Below are 24,075 nucleotides of genomic sequence, written 5' to 3' on the forward strand. Positions count from 1 at the left end.
TATGTGCTATGATATCTCAGGCATAAGTAGAACAAATAATCGCAGCTGGCAGGCCGAAAGGCGTCAGATGAGGAAAGTCCGGGCTTCGCAGGGCAGGATGCCGGATAACGTCCGGTGGAGGCAACTCTAAGGATAGTGCAACAGAAATGTACCGCCAGGAAACTGGTAAGGGTGGAAGGGCAGTGTAAGAGACTACCGCCTTCCTGGTAACAGGAGGGGCATATGTAAACCCCATCCGAAGCAAGACCGAACAAAAAGCAATGTGGCTGCCCGTCACGCTTTTAGGTGGGTCGCTGGAACCTGCTGGCAACAGCAGGTCTAGATAGATGATTATTCACGACATAACCCGGCTTATCGTTTTGCTTATGCGCTACAGTACGGCGAAGGCCGTATACGCCCGTTGGGTATGTATGTATTTGAAGACAGAAGAAAACCAGGCATGTGCTTTGCCTGGTTTTCTTCTGTCTTGGGAATCCGGTGCTTAGCGAATCCGGTTTCCGGAATATTTTTCTTCGCAGTATTTGCAGCGGTAAATTTCCTTTTTAGGGTCTGTGAGTACAAATACGTGATCCAGGCCCTGCTCAATGGAGGTAATACACCTCGGGTTCTTACACTTAATTACGTTGACGATTTTTTCCGGGAGCGTCAGCTCTTTCTTCGCAACGATTTTAGCGTCTTTTATAATGTTTACTGTAATGTTGTGGTCAATAAACCCAAGAATATCCAAATCCAATTCATCAATGGGACACTCAACTTTGATGATATCTTTTCTCCCCATTTTGTTGCTTTTGGCATTCTTGATAATAGCAACGCAGCAATCCAGCTTATCCAATCGCAGATCGTGATAAATAGTCATGCTGTTTCCTGCTTTGATGTGATCGAGTACAAACCCTTCATTTAACTGGCCAACATTTAACATATCTCCACCTCCAATAATGTGAGAATCAGTGCCATACGTACATAGACGCCGTATTGAACCTGTTTGAAATAAACAGCACGGGGATCGCTGTCCACTTCTACGGAGATTTCATTTACTCTCGGGAGTGGGTGAAGAACCAGCATATCTGGGCCGGCCAGTTCCATCTTTGCCTTGTCCAGAATATAAAAATCTTTCATGCGGACATAATCTTCTTCGTTAAAGAAACGTTCTTTCTGCACTCTTGTCATGTAGAGAAGATCCAGCTCCGGAAGGGCATCTTCCAGGCGTACTACTTCTTTGAATCCATTGCCGTTGGCTCTGAGGACATCCTCCCGGATATAATCAGGAACCCTTAACTCTTCAGGGGAAATTAAAACGAACCGTACGCCGTGATAGCGCACCAAAGCTTCTATAAGAGAATGAACTGTGCGGCCGAACTTCAGATCTCCGCAGAGGCCGATGGTTAGATTGTCCAGACGCCCTTTGAGAGATCGGATGGTGAGCAGATCGGTAAGAGTTTGTGTCGGATGCTGATGGCCTCCGTCCCCTGCGTTAATTACAGGAATAGAAGAAGCCATAGATGCAACCAGAGGTGCTCCTTCCTTAGGATGGCGCATAGCGCAGATATCTGCATAACAGGATGCCATGCGGATGGTATCCGCTACACTTTCGCCTTTTGCGGCGGAACTGGAGCCTGCGTTGGAGAATCCAAGAACCTTTCCTCCCAGGTTCATCATGGCAGCCTCAAAACTTAAACGGGTTCTGGTGCTTGGCTCATAGAACAGGGTTGCGATTCTTTTACCTTCGCAGACATGGGCATATTTTTCTGGATTGTGCTCAATATCATTGGCCAGATCCAGGAGTTTGTCTAATTCTTCCACGGAAAAATCCAGTGGGCTCATTAAGTGTCTCATGGGTTACCTCCTATGTGCTTACCGGTAAAATTTTACCAAGATCTTACGGGTAATTTATCATCTATCATCATATAATAGTTTACCGGTAATTTCAACATTAATCGGAAAGTATTTTTTCAAAAATGAGCCCTGTAAAAAACCATACCGGGGCATAATCCAGACGGATCAGCCCTTTGTAATTCAGCTTGCACTTGCTGTAATCCCATGGACACATCTGATATTTTTTCAGTATGCTGCCTGTGGTATATTCGGTAAAGAAGATTCCCACGGTATAGATGCTGCCCCGGATGAACGGGGAGACATCCTTCATCAGGCGGGAGATGGGGGAGATTACCGCTGCCATCCCATAAATGGGAAACATCCAGATGGAGGACTGGCCAAGCAGCTTGCGCTCTCCCCGCTCCAGAGAGTGGATTCCTGTCCAGAGAATTTCCATGCACCAGCCGGCAGCACCGCATAGTAAGAATTTATGTTTCATAGCCACATTCCTTTTTTGTAAGTAGTATAACCTTTTGGAAGGGTTCTCATACGCCATCTGATTTGATGCTTTTTTTGCAGGAATTGATACATAAACTTGCGAAATGGGAAAGAGCGGTGTATGATTAGAAATAATGCGCAAATTTATTTGCAGGAAACACGGATAAAGGAGAGAATAAAAGATGTTGGATTTGCTGAAGATAAGAGGGCAGATTGATGGAATAGATGATGAGATTCTGCGGCTGTTTGAGGAGCGGATGCAGCTGTGCAGCGATGTGGCAGAGTTTAAAATACAGACAGGGAAAGCTGTTTTTGATAAGGACAGGGAACTGGAAAAATTGAAGGCTCTCGGGGAGAAGGCGGGCAGTGATTTTACCAGCCATGGAATCCGGGAACTGTTTCAGCAGATAATGGCTATGAGCAGAAAGCTCCAGTATCAGCTGCTGGAAAAGAATGCGGTGGAGGAAGACACTCCGTATATCCCGGTGGAAGCTCTGGATACGGAGAATGTTACCGTAGTATTTCAGGGAGTGGAGGGCGCTTACAGCTTTGCGGCTATGAATACATTCTTCGGAAGCTCAGTGAAGAATTATCATGTGGCAAAGTTCAGGGATGCAATGGAAGAGATTAATAAGGGGAATGCAGAGTATGCCGTGCTCCCTATCGAGAATTCTACCGCAGGGATTGTGCAGGATATCTATGATTTACTCACGGTATATGACCACTTTATCGTGGGAGAACAGATTATTCCCTGCCAGCATGTTCTTCTGGGGGTGCCGGGTGCCGGACTGGAGGATATTGAGACGGTTTATTCTCATCCCCAGGGATTGATGCAGTGCAGAGAGTTTTTAAATGAACATAAAGGGTGGAGGCAGGTAACACTGGATAACACGGCGGTCTCAGCCAAAAAGGTTTCAGAGGATCAGGATAAGAGCCAGGCTGCCATTGCCAGCGAGTCGGCAGGGGAATTCTATGGGCTGTCTGTCTTAAAGAAAAATATCTTCAGCAATCGAAATAATTCTACCAGATTTATTATCGTATCAAAGGAAAAGAAATACAGGAAGGACGCCCGGAAAATCAGCGTGAGCTACGAACTGCCCCACGAGAGCGGCAGCCTGTATAACAGCTTGTCGCATTTTATTTACAATGGTCTCAATATGACAAAGATTGAATCACGTCCAATACCGGGAAGAAACTGGGAATATCGGTTTTTTGTGGACTTTGAGGGCAATCTGGGTGACAGTGCGGTGAAAAATGCCATCCGTGGTCTTTCTGCTGAAGCCAGTCAGCTGCGGGTACTTGGGAATTACTAGGAGGATAAAGATAAGATGATTCAGTTGGAAGAATGTATTGTATATCGAAATTTTAAAGATCAGGACGTCCTGCACAAGATGACAGATCTGATCAACACTTATATAGAAGAAAGGGAAGCACTGGAGGAGCGGCGTGGAGAATTCTATGACTGTATGAATCAGCTGGTGGAAATGTCCGGAGCTTATGGGTTTGCCGGGAACCTCTGGCATAATTACCTCACATTTCTGCTGGTAAACCATGAGAATGCATTCAGTATGGCATCAGAAATCGTTGGGGCAGTCCAAGGGAGTATCAACGAATTGGTACTGCAGGATTTTGCTGTATTTAAGAAGCTCTATGATTTTGATTTGGGGAAACTGGACGAGGCATTTGGTTCCAGCTGCTGTCGAAGCATCTGCAATTATGTAAATGTCAATGAGAACAGTAAAATGTTTAACAAACGAATCAGGGACCGTATCTGCAATCTCAGCAAAAAGCTGAGCCGGGCGGCAACCACAGAAGAATTTATGGAGGATATGGTATCCTTCTACAAAGACTTTGGGGTAGGCAAGCTGGGGCTCCACAAGGCTTTTCGTCTGGAGCATTCACCTGTGCGCGAAAGAGTGGATATTGTACCTATTACCAACATTGCCCATGTACATCTGGATGATCTGGTGGGATATGAGATTGCCAAGAAGAAACTCATAGATAATACGGAAGCATTTGTTTCAGGAAGAAAAGCCAATAACTGCCTGCTCTTCGGAGATGCGGGTACCGGAAAATCGTCCAGTGTCAAGGCTATACTAAACCAATATTATGACCGGGGGCTGCGTATTATAGAGGTTTATAAGCATCAGTTTCAGGATCTCAACGATGTAATTGCACAGATTAAAAACAGAAACTATCGTTTTATCATATATATGGATGACTTATCCTTTGAAGAATTCGAGATAGAATACAAATACCTGAAAGCAGTGATCGAGGGAGGATTGGAGAAAAAACCAGAAAATATCCTAATATACGCGACCTCTAACCGCCGCCATCTGGTGAGAGAAAAATTCAGTGACAAAGAAGAGCGCAGAGACGATCTTCACGCCTCAGATACCGTGCAGGAAAAACTCTCACTGGTATCCAGATTCGGAGTATCCATCTTCTTCTGTGCGCCGGACAAAAAAGAATTCCAGAATATTGTCAGAACATTAGCAGAGCGGTATAAAGTGGAGATGCCGGAGGAAGAACTGCTGCAGAAAGCCAACGCCTGGGAACTGCAGCACGGAGGACTGTCAGGGAGGACAGCACAGCAGTTTATCGATTACTTATTAGGCCAAAAGGGGACGTGTTCTTTTTAAAAAGAACACGTCCCAAATTCGATCAGGGGTGTCCCATTTTCATATAAGGGTGTCCCTTATGGGATGGCACGGGCATAAAATGTAAAATATAGGTAAAATCCCTGGCATTTTCAGACGATTAATAGTAAAATAATTAAAAATACACGAAATATCACAAGGGGGATGAAAGTATGGCTATTACAACATTTGCAGCCGTGGATATAGGCTCTTATGATATCAGTATGAAGATCTATGAGTTGTCCAAAAAATACGGTATGCATGAAATAGATGAAATCCGCAGTCCGCTTGAGCTGGGGAAAGATACGTATGTTACGGGAATGCTCAGTTTGGAGTCCCTTGATTCTCTCTGCACTGTCCTGAATGATTACAGACAGATTATGGAGGGGTACAGAGTTGAGGATTATAAGGTTTGTGCCACCAGTTCTCTGCGGGAGGCGGAGAATATGTGGGTGATTCTGGAGCAGATTTACAGAAGAACCGGGATGCAGGTGGAGGTATTAAGCAATTCTGAACAGCGTTTTCTGGGCTACAAATCCATAGCATCTAAAGAGAAGGATTTTACTGAGATCATTCAGAAGGGAACTGCTATTATTGAGGTGGGAGGAGGAAGCGTTCAGGTTTCTCTTTTTGACAAAGACGCTCTGGTGACCACGCAGAATTTTAAGCTGGGAAACCTTAGAATTCGTGAGAAGCTGCTTCCTGTGGAGAAGGAGACGATATATTACGAACAGCTGGTGGAGGAGTTGATTAACAATGAGATCCTCAGCTTTAAAAAGCTTCATCTGAAAGAACGGGAGATTAAGAATGTTATTCTGGTAGGGGATAATTTTACGGAGGTGATTTTCCGCAAGGGAGAAAATGGGAACCTTTGTTCCACGATTGACAAGGCAACGTTTATGAATGTCTATGACCGCGTGGTGCCCTACTCTCCGGAGCAGGTGGCGGTGGAATTCTCCCTGCCGCTTGAGTATGCGTCACTTCTCATACCTTCGATTATTATCTTTAAAACTTTTATAGAGCAGTTTGGTGCGGAAACCATGTGGATCCCCGGCACACAGCTTACGGACGGTATGGCTTATGAGTACGGTGAAAGCCATAAAATCATAAGAACCAATCATAATTTTGAAAATGATATTATCGAAGCGGCCAGAAATATTGCCAAGCGGTATGTAAGCAGCAAGGGCCATGTACAGGTCATGACCAGGATTGGACTTGCCATCTTTGATAGTATGAAAAAATATCATGGCATGGGGAAAAGAGAGCGCCTCCTGCTGCAGATTGCGATTATCCTCCATGACTGCGGCAAATATATCAGTCTGAGCAATGTGGGAGAATGCTCTTACAATATTATTATGTCAACGGAAATTATCGGACTGTCTCATGCCGAGCGGGAAGTGATTGCCAATGTGGTCCGTTTTAATACCGTTCCCTATGTGTATTACGGGGAGGATGGCATTTACCAGGAAATGAAGCAGGAAAACTATATCCTGGTGGGAAAACTGACAGCTATCCTGAGAATGGCGAATGCTTTGGACAGAAGCCATCTTCAGAAGATAGAAACGCTGCATGCGTCTGTAAAAGAGAACCGTCTGATCCTGTCTATTGAGAGCCAGGCGGATTTTACCCTGGAAGAAGGGCTGCTGGCTGATAAGATAAACTTTTTCGAGGAGATTTATTTTATCAGGCCGGAATTGAGAAGAAAAAGGAGAAAATAGGAGGCATAAGATGGAAACAGTAAATTACACAAACCCTGAATATTTCTGGAACCGGGAGCTGAGCTGGATTGGATTTAATGAGAGAGTATTAAGCGAAGCAAAAGATAAATCCCTGCCTCTGTTTGAGAGACTGAAATTTTTAAGCATAACAGCGTCAAATCTGGATGAATTTTTTATGATACGGGTGGCATCTTTAAAGGATATGGTACATGCCAAATATACGAAGCCGGATATTGCGGGTATGCCTCCAAAAGAGCAGTTAAAGGAGATCAGCAAAAGAACCCAGGAACTGGTTGCTGCCCAGTATAATACTTACAACCGTTCCCTGCTTCCGGCTTTGAAAAAATGCGGCCTGTCTCTCATTCGGGAGCATGAAGATCTGACAAAGCGTCAGTGCGCTTTTGCGGATCAATATTTTGAAGATAATGTTTATCCGGTACTGACCCCCATGGCCATGGACTCTGCCCGGCCATTTCCACTTATCAGAAACAAGACACTGAATATCGGAGCACTGATCTCTAAAAAGGATAAGAAGGGGAAAGACGAGCTGGAATTTGCAACTGTGCAGGTGCCTTCAGTACTTCCCAGAATCATCCGGCTGCCGGAAGATGAAAAGGGGAATCAGGCAGTAATACTCCTGGAGGAAATTATTGAGCGGAATATCGGCAAACTCTTTTTGAATTTTGATGTAGTCTGCGCTTATCCTTACCGGATTATGAGAAATGCAGATTTGACCATCGACGAAGATGAGGCAGCGGATCTTTTGAAAGAAATTCAAAAGCAGCTGAAAAAACGTCAGTGGGGTGAGGTGATCCGCCTGGAAGTAGAAGACAAGATGGACGAACGCCTTCTGAAGATCCTAAAGGCAGAGTTTGCTATCAAAGATGAGGATATCTTTGCCATCAATGGGCCTCTGGACCTAACATTTCTTATGAAACTTTACGGAATGGATGGATTTGATGAATACAAGGCGCCAGGCTACAAACCTTGCCCGGTACCTGATATGCAGACAGATGAAGATATTTTCACACAAATACGAAGGAAGGATATCTTTCTCCATCATCCATATATGACGTTCAATCCTGTGGTGGATTTTGTGAGACAGGCTGCTAAGGATCCCGATGTACTGGCAATTAAACAGACATTATACAGAGTCAGCGGCAATTCCCCTATCATTGCTGCCCTGGCCCTTGCGGCTGAAAATGGGAAGCAGGTCACAGTTCTGGTAGAATTAAAGGCCAGATTTGACGAGGAAAATAATATCGAGTGGGCAAAAATGCTGGAGAAATCCGGCTGCCATGTAATCTATGGACTGTTGGGGCTGAAAACTCACAGCAAGATAACCCTGGTAGTGCGCAGGGAAGAGGCAGGGATCCGCAGATATGTCCATTTGGGAACCGGAAATTACAACGATACCACAGCTAAGCTGTATACAGACTGTGGAATTCTAACCTGTTCTGCCAGAATCGGAGAGGATGCCACCGCAGTATTTAACATGCTGTCAGGCTACTCTGAACCAAAGACTTGGAACAAATTGGTGGTTGCTCCTATCTGGATGAGGGACCGTTTCCTCCACCAGATAGAAATGGAGCGGGAAAACGCTGCAAATGGGCGCCCGGCGCATATCATAGCGAAGATGAACTCCCTGTGTGACAGGGACATTATAGCTGCCCTGTACGAAGCATCTGCTGCCGGCGTAAAAATTGATTTGATTATCCGGGGTATTTGCTGTCTGAAGACAGGAATCCCGGGGGTCAGCGAGAATATCACCGTCCGTTCCATTATAGGAACCTTTCTGGAACACAGCAGAATCTTTTACTTCTTCAGCAACGGCCAGGAAGAAATTTTTATGGGAAGTGCAGACTGGATGCCGAGAAATCTGGATAAACGAGTGGAGATTATCTTTCCTGTAGAGGACGAGAAAATTAAAGAAGAAATAAAACATATCCTGCAGATTCAGCTGGATGACAATGTGAAAGCTCATATCCTTCAGCCTGACGGTACTTATGAAAAAATAGATAAAAGGGGAAAAGTATTGGTAAATTCTCAGGATTATTTCTGCAGAGAAGCAGAAGAAAAGTCAAAAAGAACGGAAGAGATAGGACATGATCATATCTTCATTCCGGCAGAGGCACCTGAAGTTTAAAACTTAATTGGGGACGTGTTCTTTCTAGAAAGAACACGTCCCCAATTAAGAGTGGCCTGTCCCAGATTTAGTTTGACCTGTCCCTTTTAAGCAGTTTTTCTAATAATTCATAGGGTATTTTCAGATTCCCCTTTCCTGTTCCCAGATCTATGTCCGGCTTATTGCTCCCATGGAAGTCGGACCCCCCAGAGATTTTTAGATGATGACGTTTGGCCAGATGTGTCATATTAGTCTCATCTACCCATTTGTTCGTAGAATAGACTGCTTCAAGCCCGTCCAGTCCGGCATGTTTAAGCTCGGTGACCAATTTTTCCAGATTGGCATTAGATAGGTGATATAGGAGGGGATGAGCAAGAATAGCTGCACCTTTCCCCTGATGGATTAGGCGTATGGCCTGAAAAGGAGTTACTTTTTCTCTGGGAACAAAGCAAGGGGCATAATCGCCCAGATATCGATCAAATGCCTCAGGCATGGAACGAACATATTTGCGATCCAGCAGATAACGGGCAAAGTGGGCCCTGGTCCAAACAGCATCTGAGAAAGCAGTCCGCATGGATTCATAGGAGATATCAATGCCTGCCTCCTGCAGTTTGGCAATCATCTTTAGATTGCGGATATCTCTGGAATTTTGAAACCTTTTCAGCTCCTCCTGAAAGTGATAGTCTTCGATATCAATTCCAAGCCCTACGATGTGTATATCTTTCCCCCCATAATTCGTAGAGAGTTCTATCCCCGGAATAACTTCTACACCAAGGCGGCTGCCTTCTTCAAGAGCCTCAGGGATGCCGTCGGTGGTGTCATGATCTGTAAGGGCAAAGGCTTTCAGTCCTTTTTGAGCTGCATATTGTACCAGCTTTGCAGGTGAAAAGGTACCATCTGAGCAGTTGGAATGTACGTGTAAATCAATATATTCTGGCATGTAATTACTCCTTAAAAATTTTTTTAAAATAATTATACAAAAAAGCTTGCATTTTTACAAGAAATGTTATATTATATACAAGCACGGTTGAGTTATGGTTCGTTGGTCAAGCGGTTAAGACGCCGCCCTCTCACGGCGGAAACAGGGGTTCGATTCCCCTACGAACTGTTTAAAATCAATGTAGGAAGATTAAATTTTAGGTGATCCTTTAGAGATAATCTAACTACAGGATATTCGTTATAAGGATTTAGATAAGCATATTAAATTTGTGTGTTTATCTAAATTCTTATTTTTTATTTAAATTGCTGAACTTATGTTTGCGAAAATCTATTATTAGCTGGGACAATAATCAGAAAAATAAGTAGATGACAATAGTGCTGAAAAAGCAGAATTGCAGCAATTAGACTTATTGTTTATAGGAAAAGAAATGGTCTGCATCTTGATGTAGAAGTTCAATACATTAGCACAAGCAGAGCAGGATAAAGACGTGATGGAAAGAAAATATAAGTTATTACTTATAAAACTAGGCCGATATCTTTCAAGAGTTCCTGTTAGATACTGTGGATCCCTGAATTATCTATTTAAGTCTTATTCCTGATACACCGGACATCTTAAGAAAATAGAAGAAGGAGCTGTCTTTTCCCAATTGTTTACCTAGTTACTGAATAAATAAGGATATTTCGCTCCCTTTTTTAGATTATGGTTTCTAGCTTTGATAGTGGGGGGATTTACAAAACTGATTGGATATGTAATAACCAGGGACTGCCGTAAATGTGTAAAATTTTGGCAGTCCCTATCATTATCTTGAAAGATTCTTATTAACGTACTTTATTTTACAATATTCTGAGGAAATTCCATAACCCAAGTATGATTAGTCATCTTAGACAAGTCTCCGTATAGTTATTATTGTCTTGTAGGTTGCGGAAGAAGTTTTGATGCCTCCTACTGGATATGGGTTTGAGTTTGAGGCATTTACCATTTGGCCGTTTCCAATATATATCCCTACATGGTCTTCATAGCATAAAAGATCGCCTGGTCTTGCTGCAGCCAATGAACTTATCTCTTGGCCTTTACTTCTTTGGGCAGTAGAATTGTGCGTTAAAGTAACACCAAACTTTTCAAAGATTCGCATTGTAAAACCGGAGCAATCGCAACCATTTGTCAGGCTAGTTCCGCCCCAAACATAGGGATTTCCAATAAATTGCATAGCATAATTTACAACTGATTGCCCCTTGTCGAGAACGCCATCACTATTAAAAGAATATGGTATATCACCTATTTTATATGTTCCAGTAACCATGACCCCGCTATCCTTCAGATAGTATGTCTTTGAGCCTAATGTAAGCCAGCCAGTCTGCATTACTCCGTCAGAACTGCAATAAAACCAGTTATCGCCAAGATGGATCCATCCAGTTTTCATGTCACCATACTGCCCTAGATAGTACCACTTTCCTGCATATTGAAGCCATCCAGTTTTCATATCGCCATATTGCCCTAAGTAGTACCACTTTCCATTTGTATCCTGGAACCATCCTGTTACCATAACACCATCAACATCTAAATAATAATATTTCTGATTCTTATCCAGAAGCCACCCGGTATATTTTGTTCCATCAGCATTTAAATAGTAATAAATATCGCCTAATTGCAGCCAGCCAGTCTGCATAATCCCATCTGAATTAAAATAGTAATCTTTACCTTCAATGGAATACCAACCAGTAACGCTGGCCCCTTTATAATCTTCGCATGTACGCATAAAATATCTGTTGTTATCTAGTTCTAACCAGCCAGTAAACATTGTTCCATCTTCCTGCAGATAGTACCATTTACTTCCCAACTCCAATTTTCCGGTCTGCATACGCCCTTCTGTATCAAAGTAATACCAGTCATCATTAATGAGTTTCCAACCAGTTACTCTAGCGCCCTTATAATTTTCATCTTCGGTTAAGTAATAACGGTATCCATCTAAATCGTACCAGCCAGTTACCATCCAGCCTTCCTCATCAAAATAATAGTATTTATTGCCAATCAGCAGCCAAGAGCTTTTTACACAGCTCCCGTCTGGATATTCATACCACCATCTCCCTTCCCACGACTTCCATTTTCCCGAAGTATCCGTTATGATTCCAGTTGAACTACGCTCCAGAATAACCTCAGTCTCTTCTTGGAAATCATCAATATCTTCCGCGAAGATAACAGTGGACGTTGTCCCAATTACCAACGCTGCAACTGTTAAGCAAAATAATACCCTTTTAACTAGTGACTGTTTTTTCATCATACCATTCTCCTTTTCTCTTTTGTGGATAGTTTGTTACATTATTATGGTAGCACTGTTAACATATTAAATCTAATGCAATCGTTCGACAAAATATTGGTTTATTCGACAAAGAGAGTGGTACTCTTTTTGATATAAGGACATATTTAATACTTTTTCTATATTATTCACCGCTTTGCTATTTACCAAAGTGAAAATTATTTAATAAAGTAAATTGATTTATTCCCCAATCTAAGATATAGTGATAAAGATAGAGGAAGGAGGTTTTCCATGGGACACGTACAGTCTTTTGACTATTTTATCCTGGCTATCCTTGTAATCCTGACCCTTATTATGCTGGCAGGAAAGGGAAGCTGGCTTTTAAGTATGGGGAAATCGGGCAAAGAAGCTATGAAGATCTATGATGAGAAAAAAGCAACCCGGTTAATGACCGTAATGGTAGTACTAATCACCATTGTTCAGGCTGCGTTTGTATTTCTGTCTGACAAGTTTACCGTGATTCGCATGATCTACGGTCCGGCCATTATTGTTGTTGCAATTGTCTGCCTTGTGGTCATGACGACTAAATGTAAAATAAAAAAATAAATTATAGGAGGATTTCAATGGAATTCGCAATCCTGGACAGCCTACAAAAGATACATACTCCCATGCTGGATACTATTATGACATCTGTAACAAAGCTGGGTAATTCAGGAATCATATGGATTCTAACAGGAATTGTACTCTTGTGTATTCCAAAATACAGAAAAGGCGGGGTACTTGTTATGCTGGCGCTGATTCTGAATCTGATCCTGGGGAACCTGATTCTTAAAAATCTGATTGCCAGGGAACGGCCCTGTTGGATTAAGGACGGAATTGAGCTTCTCATAGCAGTTCCCAGGGATTATTCCTTTCCCTCCGGGCACACCATGTCGGGGTTTGCTGCGGCAACCGCAATCTGGTTTACGGAGAAACGCCTGGGAATAGCTGCCTTTCTTCTGGCCGCCCTGATTGGGTTCTCGCGCTTATACCTGTATGTGCATTTTCCCACAGATGTGCTGGCAGGCGCTGTTCTGGGGATTTTGGTAGGAATAGCGGCGAAAGGACTTCTGGGTATGAAAAAAATAAAACAAAACACGAAATGATTCGTTCTGCGGTGTAACATTTTATGTTATGCCGCATTTTTGTTAAAAATTTTACGAATCCGGGTCTGGTATTTTCCTGCCTTTTATGGCAAAATAGAAATGTTTGAAAATTATCAGGAAGAAGAGAAAGAACTATGGATTATGAAAAACTGCTGGATCGTATTCTGGAACTGGGGGCGCAGATGCTTATGGCCGGCGCAGAGATCAGCCGGGTAGAGGATTCTGTGACCAGAATCTGCAGCGCTTATGAGATGGAGAAGTCAGATGTGTTTTCCATAACCTCCTGTTTGATCGTCACCATTCATACCAAAGAGGGACGGATCCTGACGCAGGTCAGGCGGATTCTGGCTTATGATACAGACCTGGAGAGACTGGAGCGGTGCAACCGCCTATCCAGGGATATCTGCGAATATCATTTGAGCATTGAGGCGATCGATGAACGTCTGGAGCGGATCCGCAACAGCAAAACATATCCCGAATTTATTATGTGCCTGGCCTATGTAATGATATCCGCATGTTTTTCTGTGTTCTTTGGAGGTGACTGTATGGATGCAGTCGCTGCTGCAGTTACCGGACTTGTCATCCGCTGTATGGTAAAGCTGAATGAACGGGTGGGAATGAACCGAATCATTAAAAATATTATCTGTTCGGCAGCAGGGGGGCTGTGTGCCTGGATTCTGACCCGTATGGGGCTGGGGCATTCTATTGATAAGATTATTATCGGCAATATTATGCTGCTTGTGCCGGGAGTGGCCCTCACCAATGGGGTCAGGGATATGATACACGGAGATATTATCTCAGGAGGACTTCGCCTGCTGGAGGCTGTGCTGATTTCCGTTGCCCTGGCAGTCGGCTTTGCAATTGTATTAATTCCATTAGGAGCATAAATTATGAGCAAATATATCATACAGATTATTATGGCCGCATTTGGGTCCATGGGGTTTTCCATCTTTTTTAATATAAAACGTTCGAAGCTCATTCTGGTTACCATAGGAGGGGGCGCCACCTGGGCAGTCTTTCTGGCCGCCCAGCATTTCTCTCAGAGCGAAGTGGTGGGACTTCTTGCTGCCTCCGCCTTTGCTTCAGTGATGGCAGAGATATTTGCAAGGGTTTTGAAAACCCCTGTAATTACACTGCTGGTTCCCTTTTTGATCCCTCTGATCCCGGGAGGAAATCTCTACTACACGATGAACTTTTTTGTCAGAGGACAGGCTGATGAGTTCGGACGCTATGCCAGATGGGTGCTGCAGGAAGCCGGATCCATTGCCATTGGGATTATTCTGATAACCTCAGTGATGCAGATAATCGGAAAAATTCAGAGGAAGCTTGAAAATAAATAAGGGAAAGGATTGTTAGTATGGCTAAGAAAAATACTTATGATGCGGACAGTATTTCCGTTTTGGAGGGACTGGAAGCGGTCCGAAAAAGACCGGGAATGTATATAGGAAGTGTTTCCAGGAAAGGTTTGAATCACCTCATTTATGAGATCGTGGACAATGCAGTGGACGAGCACCTGGCAGGCTTCTGCGATCATATTCGGGTGACCCTGGAGGCGGACGGATCCGCAACCGTGGAGGACAACGGAAGAGGGATTCCTGTGGGAATGCATGCCAAAGGGATGTCGGCTGAGCGTCTGGTATTTACAACACTTCATGCGGGAGGAAAATTCGACGATTCTGTCTACAAAACCAGCGGCGGACTCCACGGTGTGGGCTCATCGGTGGTTAACGCCCTGTCTACGTATCTGGATATAAAAATCAGCAGAGAGGGATACATACACCATGACCATTATGAGAGAGGCATTCCTACGATAGAGCTGGAAGACGGCCTGCTGCCCAAGCTGGGAAGGACAAAGGCAACAGGGACCTGTGTGAATTTTCTTCCGGACCCGGAGATATTTGAAAAAACGAACTTTTCTTCTACTGAGGTAAAAAGCCGCCTTCACGAAACTGCCTATCTCAATCCCAAACTGACTATAGTATTTGAGGATAAGCGCAGAGAGGAAACGGAGACAGTAACTTACCATGAACCGGATGGCATTGTAGGCTTTATCAAGGATTTAAATCAAAAGGAAGAGGTTATCCATGAGCCCGTCTACTTTACCGGGGAGTCTGAGGGGATTACTGTGGAGGTGGCCTTTCAGTTCGTCAATGGATTTCATGAAAATGTTCTGGGCTTCTGCAACAATATTTACAATGCGGAAGGGGGGACCCATCTTACCGGTTTTAAGACTACCTTTACCACAGTGATGAATACGTATGCCCGTGAGCTGGGGATTCTGAAAGAAAAAGATCCGAACTTTACAGGGGCAGATATCAGAAATGGGATGACCGCTGTTGTCTCCATCAAACATCCGTCGCCCAGATTTGAGGGACAGACAAAGACCAAACTAGACAACCAGGATGCTGCAAAAGCCGCCGGAAAGGTGACTGGCGAAGAGATCGTACATTACTTTGACCGGAACCTGGAAACCCTGAAAAATGTTCTGGCCTGTGCGGAGAAGTCAGCCAAAATCCGAAAAACAGAAGAGAGGGCAAAAACAAATCTTCTGACAAGACAAAAATATTCCTTTGACTCCAACGGCAAGCTGGCAAACTGTGAGAAAAAAGATCCCGGTATCTGTGAGATCTTCATAGTGGAGGGAGACTCAGCGGGAGGGTCCGCAAAGACAGCCAGGGACAGAAGTTTTCAGGCGATTCTGCCCATTCGGGGAAAGATCCTGAATGTAGAAAAGGCTACCATTGATAAGGTCCTGGCCAACGCGGAGATCAAAACCATGATCAATGCCTTTGGCTGCGGATTCTCAGAGGGTTACGGCAATGATTTCGATATTACAAAGCTCCGCTATGACAAGATAATTATTATGGCGGATGCGGATGTGGATGGTGCCCATATTTCCACGCTGCTGCTCACCTTGTTCTATCGGTTTATGCCGGAGCTCATCTATGAAGGGCACGTGTATATTGCTATGCCTCCTCTCTATAAGGCCATGCCTGCCAGGGGAAAAGAAGAATACCTGTATGACGACAAGGCCCTGGAGCGGTATCGGAAGAAGCACAAAGGTTCCTTCCACCTACAGAGATACAAGGGACTGGGAGAGATGGATGCCCAGCAGCTCTGGGAGACAACCCTGAATCCTGAGACCAGGATGCTCCGGAGGGTGGAAATTGAGGATGCCCGTATGGCCTCCCAGGTAACTGAGGTACTCATGGGCACAGACGTACCGCCCAGAAAAGCATTTATCTATGAGCACGCCCGTGATGCACAGCTGGATATATAGGAGGAGTAGAAAATGCAGGATAATATCATTAGAACCGAATATTCTGAGATTATGCAGAAATCATATATCGATTATGCCATGAGTGTTATTATAGCCCGTGCACTCCCCGATGTCAGGGACGGGCTGAAACCGGTGCAGAGGCGTACTCTCTACGACATGTACGAACTTGGGATTCGTTACGATCGCCCCTACCGGAAATGCGCCCGTATTGTGGGAGACACCATGGGTAAATACCATCCCCACGGTGACAGCTCTATCTACGAGGCTTTGGTGGTGATGGCTCAGGAATTCAAAAAGGGGCTGCCCCTGGTAGACGGCCATGGCAATTTTGGATCTATTGAGGGGGATGGCGCCGCAGCCATGCGTTATACAGAGGCCAGGCTGGAAAAGATTACACAGGAAGTATACCTTCAGGATATGGACAAAGATGTGGTGGATTTTGTACCCAACTTTGATGAGACTGAGAAAGAACCTGCCGTGCTTCCCGTGCGGATCCCCAATCTTCTGGTGAACGGAGCGGACGGGATTGCCGTGGGCATGGCTACCAGTATCCCTCCCCACAATCTGGGGGAGGTGCTTGACGGTGTGATTGCCTACATGAAGGACAACAGAATCACCACGGAAGGTCTCATGAAATATATCAAGGGACCAGATTTCCCCACAGGCGGAATTGTAGTAAATAAGGATGAGCTTCTCCAAATCTATGAGACAGGAAGCGGCAAGATCCGTATCCGAGGCAAAGTGGAGATTGAGAAGGGAAAAGCCGGAAAGATACTCCTTGTGATCTCTGAGATTCCTTATACCATGATTGGCGCCAATATCGGTAAATTTTTAAACGATGTGGCGTCTTTGGTAGAGACAAAGAAAACTACGGATATAGTAGACATCTCCAACCAGTCATCAAAGGAAGGCATCCGTATCGTCATTGAGCTGAGAAAAGGCGCAGATGCGGAAAACCTTATGAATATGCTCTATAAAAAGACACGGCTGGAAGATACCTTTGGAGCAAATATGCTGGCAGTGGCCGATGGCCGGCCGGAGATTTTAAGCCTCAGGCAGATCATAGAATACCATGTGGATTTTCAGTTTGAGGTGGCCACCAGAAAGTATCAGACCCTGCTGGCAAAGGAACAGGAGAAAAAAGAAGTTCAGGAAGGCCTGATGAAGGCATGCGACGTCATTGACCTGATTATTGAGATATTGAGGGGCAGCAAAAATCAGAAGCAGGTAAAAGACTGTCTGATTCAGGGAATAACAGAGGGGATCCGCTTTAAGAGCAAAACCAGTGAGCGGGCAGCTAAAAAGCTGGCATTCACAGAGCGCCAGGCCACGGCTATTCTGGAGATGCGCCTGTATAAGTTAATCGGCCTGGAGATAGAGGCTCTCCTGAAAGAGCATGAGATCACACTTGCCAATATAGCGAAATATGAGGATATCTTAAATAACTATGATTCAATGGCCAATGTGATAATAAAGGAACTGACTGCCGTGAAAAAAGAGTACGGCAGACCCAGAAGAACCGCTGTCGAAAATGCCGCAGAGGCAGTTTATGAGGAAAAGAAGATTGAGGAGACAGAAGTAGTCTTTCTGATGGACCGTTTTGGATATACAAAGACCATAGACAAGGCGACTTATGAGAGAAATAAGGAAACCGCTGACGGTGAGAGTAAATATCTGTTTACTTGTATGAATACGGATAAAGTGTGTATTTTTACAGACAAAGGAAGGATGCACACAGTTAAGGTACAGGAGGTTCCCTACGGGAGATTCCGGGATAAGGGGACTCCTATTGATAATCTGAGCAATTATGACAGCACCCAGGAGCGGATTCTCTATGCGGGAAGCCTGGAGTCTGTAAAAGCTTCCAGCCTTCTGTTTGTAACAAAGACCGGTATGCTTAAGCAGGTGGCCGGGGAGGAATTTGATGTATCTAAGCGTACCATTGCAGCTACAAAGCTCTCCGGGGAGGATGAACTTCTGTTTGTGGGTGTGTCAGATCCCATGGAATATGTGGTGCTCCAGTCTGTGAACGGATATTTTCTGAAATTTCTCAAGGAGGAAGTACCTTATAAGAAGAAAACAGCCATTGGAGTACGGGGAATACGTCTGGGAGAAAAGGATGCGCTGGAAGAGGCATATCTTCTGGAAAATCGGAGCGAGTATACGATAGTATATAAGGATAAAGAGGTAACACTTAATAAACTGAAGCTGGCGAAAAGAGATACAAAAGGCACAAAGATAAGAGTCTAGCCGACCGTGTATCCATTGGAATCTTACCAAATTTTCTAAGATGCTTGATTTTTCTGGGAATTAGTGCTAATATTAATAAGATATAAATAATACTACAGTATAAGAGTGGGCTTGCGAGTCCACTCTTATCGCGTGTAAGGGAATATCCGGAAAGCGTGGTGAGAACATGAGTAAAAAAGAAGTGTATGAACAAAAAGCAGAGAGCATTCTTCTCCCAATTGTTGCGTCCCATAGATTTGAACTGGTGGATGTAGAGTATGTCAAAGAAGGAAGCAACTGGTATCTGAGGGCTTATATAGACAAAGAAGGGGGCATAACGGTAGATGACTGTGAGGTGGTAAGCCGTGCGTTCAGCGATAAATTGGATGAAGAAGACTTTATTGAGGAAGCATATATTATGGAAGTCAGCTCTCCGGGGCTTGGGAGACCGCTGAAGAAAGAAAAAGACTACGCCAGAAGTATGGGAAAAGAGCTGGAAATACGCACCTACCGTGCGATTCAAAAGGAGAAAGAATTCTATGGAATTCTGAAAGCATACGATGACAATAGTGTAACTATTTCCAGAGATGACGGAACGGAGATGGTGTTTCAGAAGGCTGATATCGCTTTGATACGATTGGCATTCGATTTTTAATATTTAGGAGGAAGAAGTAACATGAATACAGAATTATTAGAGGCACTGGAGATTCTGGAAAAAGAGAAATCAATCAGTAAGGATACTCTTTTGGAAGCAATTGAGCAGTCTTTGATTCAGGCATGTAAGAATCATTTCGGCAAAGCAGATAATGTAAAAGTAAACATTAATCCGGAGACCTGCGACTTTGGGGTATATGCAGAAAAGACCGTGGTGGAAGAGGTCGAGGATCCCATCGTGGAGATCAGTCTGGCCAATGCCAAGATGATTGATTCCAAATATGAAGTCGGAGATATCGTTAATATAGAGATTAAATCGAAGGAGTTTGGAAGAATCGCCACTCAGAATGCCAAAAACGTCATTCTTCAGAAGATCCGTGAAGAAGAGCGCAAAGTAATTTATAACCAGTACTATGGCAAGGAAAAGGATGTGGTAACGGGTATTGTTCAGAGAAATCTTGGCAAAAATTATAGTATTAATCTTGGCAAAGCAGATGCTATCCTTACGGAAAATGAGCAGGTAAAGGGTGAGGTTTTTCGTCCTACAGAGCGTATTAAGCTGTATATTCTGGAGGTAAAGGATACCCCGAAGGGGCCTAAGATCTTAGTTTCCCGGACACATCCGGAATTGGTTAAGCGTTTGTTTGAATCAGAAGTGACCGAGGTAAAAGACGGAACAGTGGAGATAAAAAGCATCGCCAGGGAGGCAGGATCCAGAACCAAAATCGCGGTATGGTCCAACGACCCGGACGTTGACCCGGTGGGCGCCTGTGTTGGTATGAACGGAGCAAGAGTGAATGCCATCGTAGAGGAACTCAGAGGAGAGAAGATTGATATTATTAACTGGAGTGACAATCCCGCGATATTGATTGAAAATGCCCTCAGTCCCGCAAAGGTGATTTCAGTAATGGCGGATCCTGATGAGAAAACGGCACAGGTTGTAGTGCCTGATTATCAGCTTTCTCTTGCAATCGGAAAAGAGGGACAGAATGCAAGGCTTGCGGCAAGGCTGACAGGCTTTAAAATTGATATAAAGAGTGAGACCCAGGCCAGAGAGGCCGGTGACTTTGATTACTATGAAGAAGAGTATGAAGAGGACTACGGGGACGGCGAAGAATATTATCCGGATGAGAATGAATATACGGAAGAAGCTGAGCCTTACTATAATGAGCCGGAAGACGTTGAAGAGTAGGAAGTGAGAGTTATGGGCACCGTTCGAAAAGTACCTATGCGCAAGTGCATTGGGTGTGGTGAGATGAAAAGTAAGAAAGAAATGCTGCGCATCTTAAAGACAACAGAGGATGAGATTGTGCTGGACACGACTGGCAAGAAAAACGGAAGAGGTGCATACCTTTGTTTTTCCAGAGACTGTCTGGAGAAAGCCCAAAAAAATAAAGGGCTGGAACGCTCATTAAAGATGGGAATTCCAAAAGATGTGTATGAAAGCTTGAAAAAGGAGTTAGAAGTTATTGATAAATCATAAAGTACTATCTCTGATAGGATTGGCAATGAAAGCCGGCAAAGTTGTGAGCGGAGAATTTTCTACGGAAAAAGCTGTGAAAACAGGAACTGCTTTTTTGGTTGTGGTCGCGGAGTCAGCCTCCGGGAATACCAAAAAGAAATTCGGAAATTCCTGCTCTTACTACCAGGTTCCACTGTATTTCCTGGGAGAAAAGGAAGAACTGGGCAGGGCGATTGGAAAAGAATTCCGGGCTTCCCTGGCAGTAACCGATGAAAATTTTGCTAAGGCAATCGAAAAGCAACTGGAAATGAATTCGTAATAGAAAAGGAGGTAGTAAGTATGTCAAAAATTAGAGTACATGAACTTGCTAAAGAACTAGATAAAACAAACAAGGAGGTATTAGATTTTCTGAAAGAGAAAAATATAGAAGTCAAAAGCCATATGAGCAGTCTGGAAGACGATCATGTGAAGGCAGTGAAAGAGCATTTTGAAAAGCCCAAAAAGAAATCCAATATTATTCAGGTGTTCCGTCCCCAGAACGCCAGCAATGGAGGGGACAGACGAGGCAAAGGCCCTCAGCGTTCCAGTCAGAGCCGCCCGTACCAGGGCCGTCCTCAGACAGAACACCCGGTACACAGTGACACTGAGAAACCTGTTCAAAATACACCAGCAAGCCAGGGGGACAGCACTCCCAGGCCAACAGAGAGTAATGTAAAAGCTATGAGTGAAAATAGTTCAAGACCAGTGAATAACAATCAGCGGCCGGCTAATAATAGTCAGAGAAGCACCGGCGGGAATCAGAGAACCGGAAGCAGTCAGAGAAGCGGCGGAGGTTATCAGAGAACCCAGGGAGGCCAGAGGCCGGCGGGAGGATACCAGAGAAATAATGACGGCCAGAGAAACGGTGACGGCCAGAGGGGGACCGGAAATTATCAGAGACCTCAGGGAGGCCAGAGACCGACAGGAGGCTATCAGAGAAATAATGACGGCCAGAGACCAGCGGGAAGCTACCAGAGAAATAATGACGGCCAGAGACCAGCGGGAGGCTATCAGAGAAATAATGACGGCCAGAGACCAGCGGGAGGCTATCAGAGAAATAATGACGGCCAGAGACCAGCGGGAGGCTATCAAAGAAGCAATGACGGTCAGAGACAAGGCGGGGGCTACCAGAGAAGCAATGACGGTCAGAGACCAGCCGGAGGCTATCAAAGAAGCAATGACGGCCAGAGACAAGGTGGAGGCTACAGAAGCAATGATGGCCAGAGACCGGGCGGAGGTTACAGAAGCAATGACGGTCAGAGACCCGCGGGGAGAACCAATGATTTCCGGAAAAATGGTCCGGATACAAGAAACAAACCAACAGATTCAAAAATTGAGATCGTTGACAAAGACAGCCGTAAGCTGAACAGAGATAATAAGAAAAAGGATGTCAAGAGAGAAGAGTACAAAAACCAGGGCAGTGGCGGAAAGCGGCCGAACCAGGGGGGAAGAAGACCGAATCAGAGGCTTCCGAAAGCTCTTCAGAGACCGAATCCTCAGCCGAAACAGGAAGAAAAGAAGGAAGAAATCAAGGAGATTACCCTTCCGGAAAAGATGACAATCCGGGAGCTGGCTGAAAAGATGAAGATGCAGCCGTCTGTAATCGTTAAGAAGTTATTCCTGGAAGGAATCCTGGTTACGGTTAATCATGAGATTGACTTCGAGAAGGCACAGGAGATCGCATTAAGCTATGATATTATAGCAGAACCGGAAGAGAAAATCGATGTCATCGAGGAACTGCTCAGAGAGGAAGAGGAGGATAACAGCCTGCTTGTATCCAGACCGCCTGTTGTCTGTGTTATGGGGCATGTAGACCACGGCAAGACCTCTCTTCTGGACGCTATTCGTAATACACATGTAACAGACAAAGAAGCCGGAGGAATCACCCAGCATATCGGCGCCTATGTAGTAAGTATCAACGGACAGAAGATTACCTTCCTGGATACTCCGGGACATGAGGCATTTACTGCCATGAGAATGCGAGGTGCCAACGCTACTGATATTGCAATTCTGGTAGTCGCCGCAGATGACGGTGTTATGCCCCAGACGGTGGAGGCCATTAATCATGCAAAGGCTGCCGGCACAGAGATAATTGTAGCTGTCAATAAGATTGATAAGCCAAGTGCCAATGTAGAAAAGGTAAAACAGGAATTATCTGAATATGAGCTGATTCCCGAGGATTGGGGCGGCAGCACGATCTTTGTGCCTGTATCCGCCCATTCCGGAGACGGAATTGATGAACTTCTGGAAATGATTCTTCTCACTGCAGAGGTGGGAGAACTGAAAGCCAATCCAAAGAGAAAGGCCAGAGGCCTTGTTATTGAGGCAGAGCTGGATAAAGGTAAGGGCCCTGTGGCAACGATTCTGGTCCAGAAAGGCACTCTGCAGGTGGGAGATTTTATCGCCGCAGGTTCCTGCTCCGGTAAAGTGCGCGCCATGATGGATGACAAGGGAAGACGGGTAAAAGAAGCAGGTCCTTCCACACCCGTAGAGATTCTGGGACTTTCCGATGTGCCCAATGCAGGAGAGATTCTCGTCGCTCTTGACAACGACAAAGAGGCAAAACAATTTGCTGAGACCTTTGTGTCAGAAGGTAAGAATAAACTTCTGGAGGATACCAAAGCAAAAATGTCTCTGGACGATTTATTTACACAGATTAAAGCAGGTAATTTAAAGGAGCTTCCGATTGTTGTAAAAGCAGACGTACAGGGTTCTGTGGAGGCAGTAAAACAGAGTCTTGTAAAGCTGTCTAATGAAGAAGTAATTGTCAAGGTGATCCATGGGGGCGTAGGCGCTATCAATGAATCAGACGTTACCCTGGCCTCTGCCTCTAATGCGATTATTATCGGATTTAATGTCCGTCCTGATGCTACTGCAAAAGCGATTGCAGAACAGGAAGGGGTGGATCTGCGCCTGTACCGCGTCATATATCAGGCCATTGAGGATGTGGAAGCAGCTATGAAGGGCATGCTGGATCCGGTATATGAGGAGAAAGTCATCGGCCACGGCGAAGTCCGCCAGACCTTCAAGGCTTCCGGCATCGGTACTATTGCAGGCTCCTATGTCCTGGACGGTATCTTCCAGAGAGGCTGTAAAGTGCGTATTACCCGTGAAGATGAGCAGATCTTCGAGGGACCGCTGGCATCACTGAAGCGTTTCAAGGACGATGTGAAGGAAGTAAAAGCCGGGTACGAGTGCGGCTTGGTATTCCAGGACTTCAATGACGTAAAAGAAGAAGATAAGGTAGAAGCCTATATAATGGTAGAAGTTCCTCGCTAGA

Annotated in this window: 20 protein-coding genes, 1 tRNA gene and 1 other RNA gene; 17 read left to right on the forward strand and 5 right to left on the reverse strand. The window is 44.7% G+C overall.

Annotated features, from left to right (window positions below; translation table 11 throughout):
- The first annotated feature begins 23 nt into the window (after nucleotides 1-23).
- Nucleotides 24-370, forward strand: an RNA gene (gene rnpB, locus ACGHCT_RS10240) — RNase P RNA component class A.
- 111 nt (nucleotides 371-481) lie between these two features.
- On the opposite strand, the gene ACGHCT_RS10245 is transcribed toward rnpB, so the two are convergent.
- From ACGHCT_RS10245 to ACGHCT_RS10255, 3 genes are all read right to left on the reverse strand, one after another.
- The gene (locus ACGHCT_RS10245) at nucleotides 482-919 is read right to left on the reverse strand and encodes an aspartate carbamoyltransferase regulatory subunit (RefSeq protein WP_072854937.1); all 438 of its coding nucleotides are present in this window, start codon (nucleotides 917-919) and stop codon (nucleotides 482-484) included.
- Entirely contained in the window at nucleotides 913-1,833 is a 921-nt protein-coding gene (pyrB, locus tag ACGHCT_RS10250; RefSeq protein WP_072854936.1) for an aspartate carbamoyltransferase, read from the reverse strand. The genes ACGHCT_RS10245 and pyrB overlap by 7 nt, the downstream gene beginning before the upstream one ends.
- Nucleotides 1,834-1,930: 97 nt before the next feature.
- Nucleotides 1,931-2,311 carry a hypothetical protein gene (locus ACGHCT_RS10255; protein ID WP_072854935.1) on the reverse strand — a complete coding sequence of 127 codons (381 nt, stop codon included), beginning with the start codon at nucleotides 2,309-2,311 and terminating at the stop codon, nucleotides 1,931-1,933.
- A 181-nt stretch (nucleotides 2,312-2,492) separates the two neighbouring features.
- Here ACGHCT_RS10255 and pheA point away from each other — a divergent pair, with 181 nt between their 5' ends.
- From pheA to ACGHCT_RS10275, 4 genes are all read left to right on the forward strand, one after another.
- Complete coding sequence (gene pheA, locus ACGHCT_RS10260) at nucleotides 2,493-3,623, forward strand: prephenate dehydratase (RefSeq protein WP_390439871.1); 1,131 nt, start codon at nucleotides 2,493-2,495, stop codon at nucleotides 3,621-3,623.
- 15 nt (nucleotides 3,624-3,638) lie between these two features.
- On the forward strand, nucleotides 3,639-4,952 hold the full coding sequence (locus ACGHCT_RS10265) for an ATP-binding protein (protein ID WP_390439874.1): 1,314 nt from the start codon (nucleotides 3,639-3,641) through the stop codon (nucleotides 4,950-4,952).
- A gap of 170 nt (nucleotides 4,953-5,122) precedes the next feature.
- Nucleotides 5,123-6,667 (forward strand): exopolyphosphatase, encoded by a 1,545-nt coding sequence (locus ACGHCT_RS10270; protein ID WP_072854888.1) that lies wholly within the window; start codon nucleotides 5,123-5,125, stop codon nucleotides 6,665-6,667.
- A 10-nt stretch (nucleotides 6,668-6,677) separates the two neighbouring features.
- Complete coding sequence (locus tag ACGHCT_RS10275) at nucleotides 6,678-8,813, forward strand: RNA degradosome polyphosphate kinase (RefSeq protein WP_390439878.1); 2,136 nt, start codon at nucleotides 6,678-6,680, stop codon at nucleotides 8,811-8,813.
- Between the two features lie 67 nt (nucleotides 8,814-8,880).
- On the opposite strand, the gene ACGHCT_RS10280 is transcribed toward ACGHCT_RS10275, so the two are convergent.
- Nucleotides 8,881-9,732, reverse strand: a complete 852-nt coding sequence (locus ACGHCT_RS10280) for a PHP domain-containing protein (RefSeq protein WP_226903406.1) — start codon at nucleotides 9,730-9,732, stop codon at nucleotides 8,881-8,883.
- Between the two features lie 96 nt (nucleotides 9,733-9,828).
- Between ACGHCT_RS10280 and ACGHCT_RS10285 the strand changes: the two genes are divergently transcribed.
- Nucleotides 9,829-9,900: transfer RNA gene (locus ACGHCT_RS10285), tRNA-Glu, on the forward strand.
- Nucleotides 9,901-10,612: 712 nt separating this feature from the next.
- On the opposite strand, the gene ACGHCT_RS10290 is transcribed toward ACGHCT_RS10285, so the two are convergent.
- Nucleotides 10,613-12,010, reverse strand: a complete 1,398-nt coding sequence (locus ACGHCT_RS10290; protein WP_226903404.1) for an NlpC/P60 family protein — start codon at nucleotides 12,008-12,010, stop codon at nucleotides 10,613-10,615.
- A 267-nt stretch (nucleotides 12,011-12,277) separates the two neighbouring features.
- Here ACGHCT_RS10290 and ACGHCT_RS10295 point away from each other — a divergent pair, with 267 nt between their 5' ends.
- The 11 genes from ACGHCT_RS10295 to infB all read left to right on the forward strand — a co-directional run bounded on the left by ACGHCT_RS10295 (nucleotide 12,278) and on the right by infB (nucleotide 24,074).
- The gene (locus ACGHCT_RS10295) at nucleotides 12,278-12,592 is read left to right on the forward strand and encodes a DUF3784 domain-containing protein (RefSeq protein WP_154257987.1); all 315 of its coding nucleotides are present in this window, start codon (nucleotides 12,278-12,280) and stop codon (nucleotides 12,590-12,592) included.
- A 17-nt stretch (nucleotides 12,593-12,609) separates the two neighbouring features.
- On the forward strand, nucleotides 12,610-13,131 hold the full coding sequence (locus tag ACGHCT_RS10300; RefSeq protein WP_154257988.1) for a phosphatase PAP2 family protein: 522 nt from the start codon (nucleotides 12,610-12,612) through the stop codon (nucleotides 13,129-13,131).
- Nucleotides 13,132-13,265: 134 nt separating this feature from the next.
- Nucleotides 13,266-14,018 (forward strand): threonine/serine exporter ThrE family protein, encoded by a 753-nt coding sequence (locus ACGHCT_RS10305; protein WP_154257989.1) that lies wholly within the window; start codon nucleotides 13,266-13,268, stop codon nucleotides 14,016-14,018.
- Nucleotides 14,019-14,021: 3 nt separating this feature from the next.
- A complete protein-coding gene (locus ACGHCT_RS10310) occupies nucleotides 14,022-14,471 on the forward strand; it encodes a threonine/serine exporter family protein (protein WP_154257990.1) in 450 nt (149 codons plus the stop codon).
- Nucleotides 14,472-14,488: 17 nt separating this feature from the next.
- Nucleotides 14,489-16,411 carry a type IIA DNA topoisomerase subunit B gene (locus tag ACGHCT_RS10315; RefSeq protein ID WP_154257991.1) on the forward strand — a complete coding sequence of 641 codons (1,923 nt, stop codon included), beginning with the start codon at nucleotides 14,489-14,491 and terminating at the stop codon, nucleotides 16,409-16,411.
- Nucleotides 16,412-16,423: 12 nt separating this feature from the next.
- Nucleotides 16,424-18,661, forward strand: coding sequence for a DNA topoisomerase (ATP-hydrolyzing) subunit A (locus ACGHCT_RS10320; RefSeq protein WP_154257992.1), 2,238 nt, complete (start codon nucleotides 16,424-16,426; stop codon nucleotides 18,659-18,661).
- Nucleotides 18,662-18,827: 166 nt separating this feature from the next.
- Nucleotides 18,828-19,295 carry a ribosome maturation factor RimP gene (gene rimP / locus ACGHCT_RS10325; protein ID WP_226903402.1) on the forward strand — a complete coding sequence of 156 codons (468 nt, stop codon included), beginning with the start codon at nucleotides 18,828-18,830 and terminating at the stop codon, nucleotides 19,293-19,295.
- A 21-nt stretch (nucleotides 19,296-19,316) separates the two neighbouring features.
- Complete coding sequence (gene nusA / locus ACGHCT_RS10330; RefSeq protein ID WP_154257994.1) at nucleotides 19,317-20,486, forward strand: transcription termination factor NusA; 1,170 nt, start codon at nucleotides 19,317-19,319, stop codon at nucleotides 20,484-20,486.
- A 12-nt stretch (nucleotides 20,487-20,498) separates the two neighbouring features.
- Nucleotides 20,499-20,777, forward strand: coding sequence for an RNase P modulator RnpM (gene rnpM, locus ACGHCT_RS10335; protein ID WP_154257995.1), 279 nt, complete (start codon nucleotides 20,499-20,501; stop codon nucleotides 20,775-20,777).
- Entirely contained in the window at nucleotides 20,764-21,075 is a 312-nt protein-coding gene (locus ACGHCT_RS10340) for a ribosomal L7Ae/L30e/S12e/Gadd45 family protein (protein WP_072850142.1), read from the forward strand. Before rnpM ends, ACGHCT_RS10340 begins: the two co-directional genes overlap by 14 nt.
- A 20-nt stretch (nucleotides 21,076-21,095) precedes the next feature.
- Nucleotides 21,096-24,074: a translation initiation factor IF-2 gene (infB, locus tag ACGHCT_RS10345; protein WP_390439887.1), complete on the forward strand. Its 2,979-nt coding sequence runs from the start codon at nucleotides 21,096-21,098 to the stop codon at nucleotides 24,072-24,074.
- Nucleotide 24,075: the final 1 nt, after the last annotated feature.

Source organism: Lactonifactor longoviformis (genome assembly GCF_042848515.1).
Classification (GTDB): Bacteria; Bacillota; Clostridia; order Lachnospirales; family Lachnospiraceae; genus Lactonifactor; species Lactonifactor longoviformis.

Bases quoted from the DNA above. Each gene is read 5' to 3' on its own strand.
- ACGHCT_RS10245 (WP_072854937.1), bottom strand. From the start codon at position 919: ATGTTAAATGTTGGCCAGTTAAATGAAGGGTTTGTACTCGATCACATC.
- pyrB (WP_072854936.1), bottom strand. From the start codon at position 1,833: ATGAGACACTTAATGAGCCCACTGGATTTTTCCGTGGAAGAATTAGAC.
- ACGHCT_RS10255 (WP_072854935.1), bottom strand. From the start codon at position 2,311: ATGAAACATAAATTCTTACTATGCGGTGCTGCCGGCTGGTGCATGGAA.
- pheA (WP_390439871.1), top strand. From the start codon at position 2,493: ATGTTGGATTTGCTGAAGATAAGAGGGCAGATTGATGGAATAGATGAT.
- ACGHCT_RS10265 (WP_390439874.1), top strand. From the start codon at position 3,639: ATGATTCAGTTGGAAGAATGTATTGTATATCGAAATTTTAAAGATCAG.
- ACGHCT_RS10270 (WP_072854888.1), top strand. From the start codon at position 5,123: ATGGCTATTACAACATTTGCAGCCGTGGATATAGGCTCTTATGATATC.
- ACGHCT_RS10275 (WP_390439878.1), top strand. From the start codon at position 6,678: ATGGAAACAGTAAATTACACAAACCCTGAATATTTCTGGAACCGGGAG.
- ACGHCT_RS10280 (WP_226903406.1), bottom strand. From the start codon at position 9,732: ATGCCAGAATATATTGATTTACACGTACATTCCAACTGCTCAGATGGT.
- ACGHCT_RS10290 (WP_226903404.1), bottom strand. From the start codon at position 12,010: ATGATGAAAAAACAGTCACTAGTTAAAAGGGTATTATTTTGCTTAACA.
- ACGHCT_RS10295 (WP_154257987.1), top strand. From the start codon at position 12,278: ATGGGACACGTACAGTCTTTTGACTATTTTATCCTGGCTATCCTTGTA.
- ACGHCT_RS10300 (WP_154257988.1), top strand. From the start codon at position 12,610: ATGGAATTCGCAATCCTGGACAGCCTACAAAAGATACATACTCCCATG.
- ACGHCT_RS10305 (WP_154257989.1), top strand. From the start codon at position 13,266: ATGGATTATGAAAAACTGCTGGATCGTATTCTGGAACTGGGGGCGCAG.
- ACGHCT_RS10310 (WP_154257990.1), top strand. From the start codon at position 14,022: ATGAGCAAATATATCATACAGATTATTATGGCCGCATTTGGGTCCATG.
- ACGHCT_RS10315 (WP_154257991.1), top strand. From the start codon at position 14,489: ATGGCTAAGAAAAATACTTATGATGCGGACAGTATTTCCGTTTTGGAG.
- ACGHCT_RS10320 (WP_154257992.1), top strand. From the start codon at position 16,424: ATGCAGGATAATATCATTAGAACCGAATATTCTGAGATTATGCAGAAA.
- rimP (WP_226903402.1), top strand. From the start codon at position 18,828: ATGAGTAAAAAAGAAGTGTATGAACAAAAAGCAGAGAGCATTCTTCTC.
- nusA (WP_154257994.1), top strand. From the start codon at position 19,317: ATGAATACAGAATTATTAGAGGCACTGGAGATTCTGGAAAAAGAGAAA.
- rnpM (WP_154257995.1), top strand. From the start codon at position 20,499: ATGGGCACCGTTCGAAAAGTACCTATGCGCAAGTGCATTGGGTGTGGT.
- infB (WP_390439887.1), top strand. From the start codon at position 21,096: ATGTCAAAAATTAGAGTACATGAACTTGCTAAAGAACTAGATAAAACA.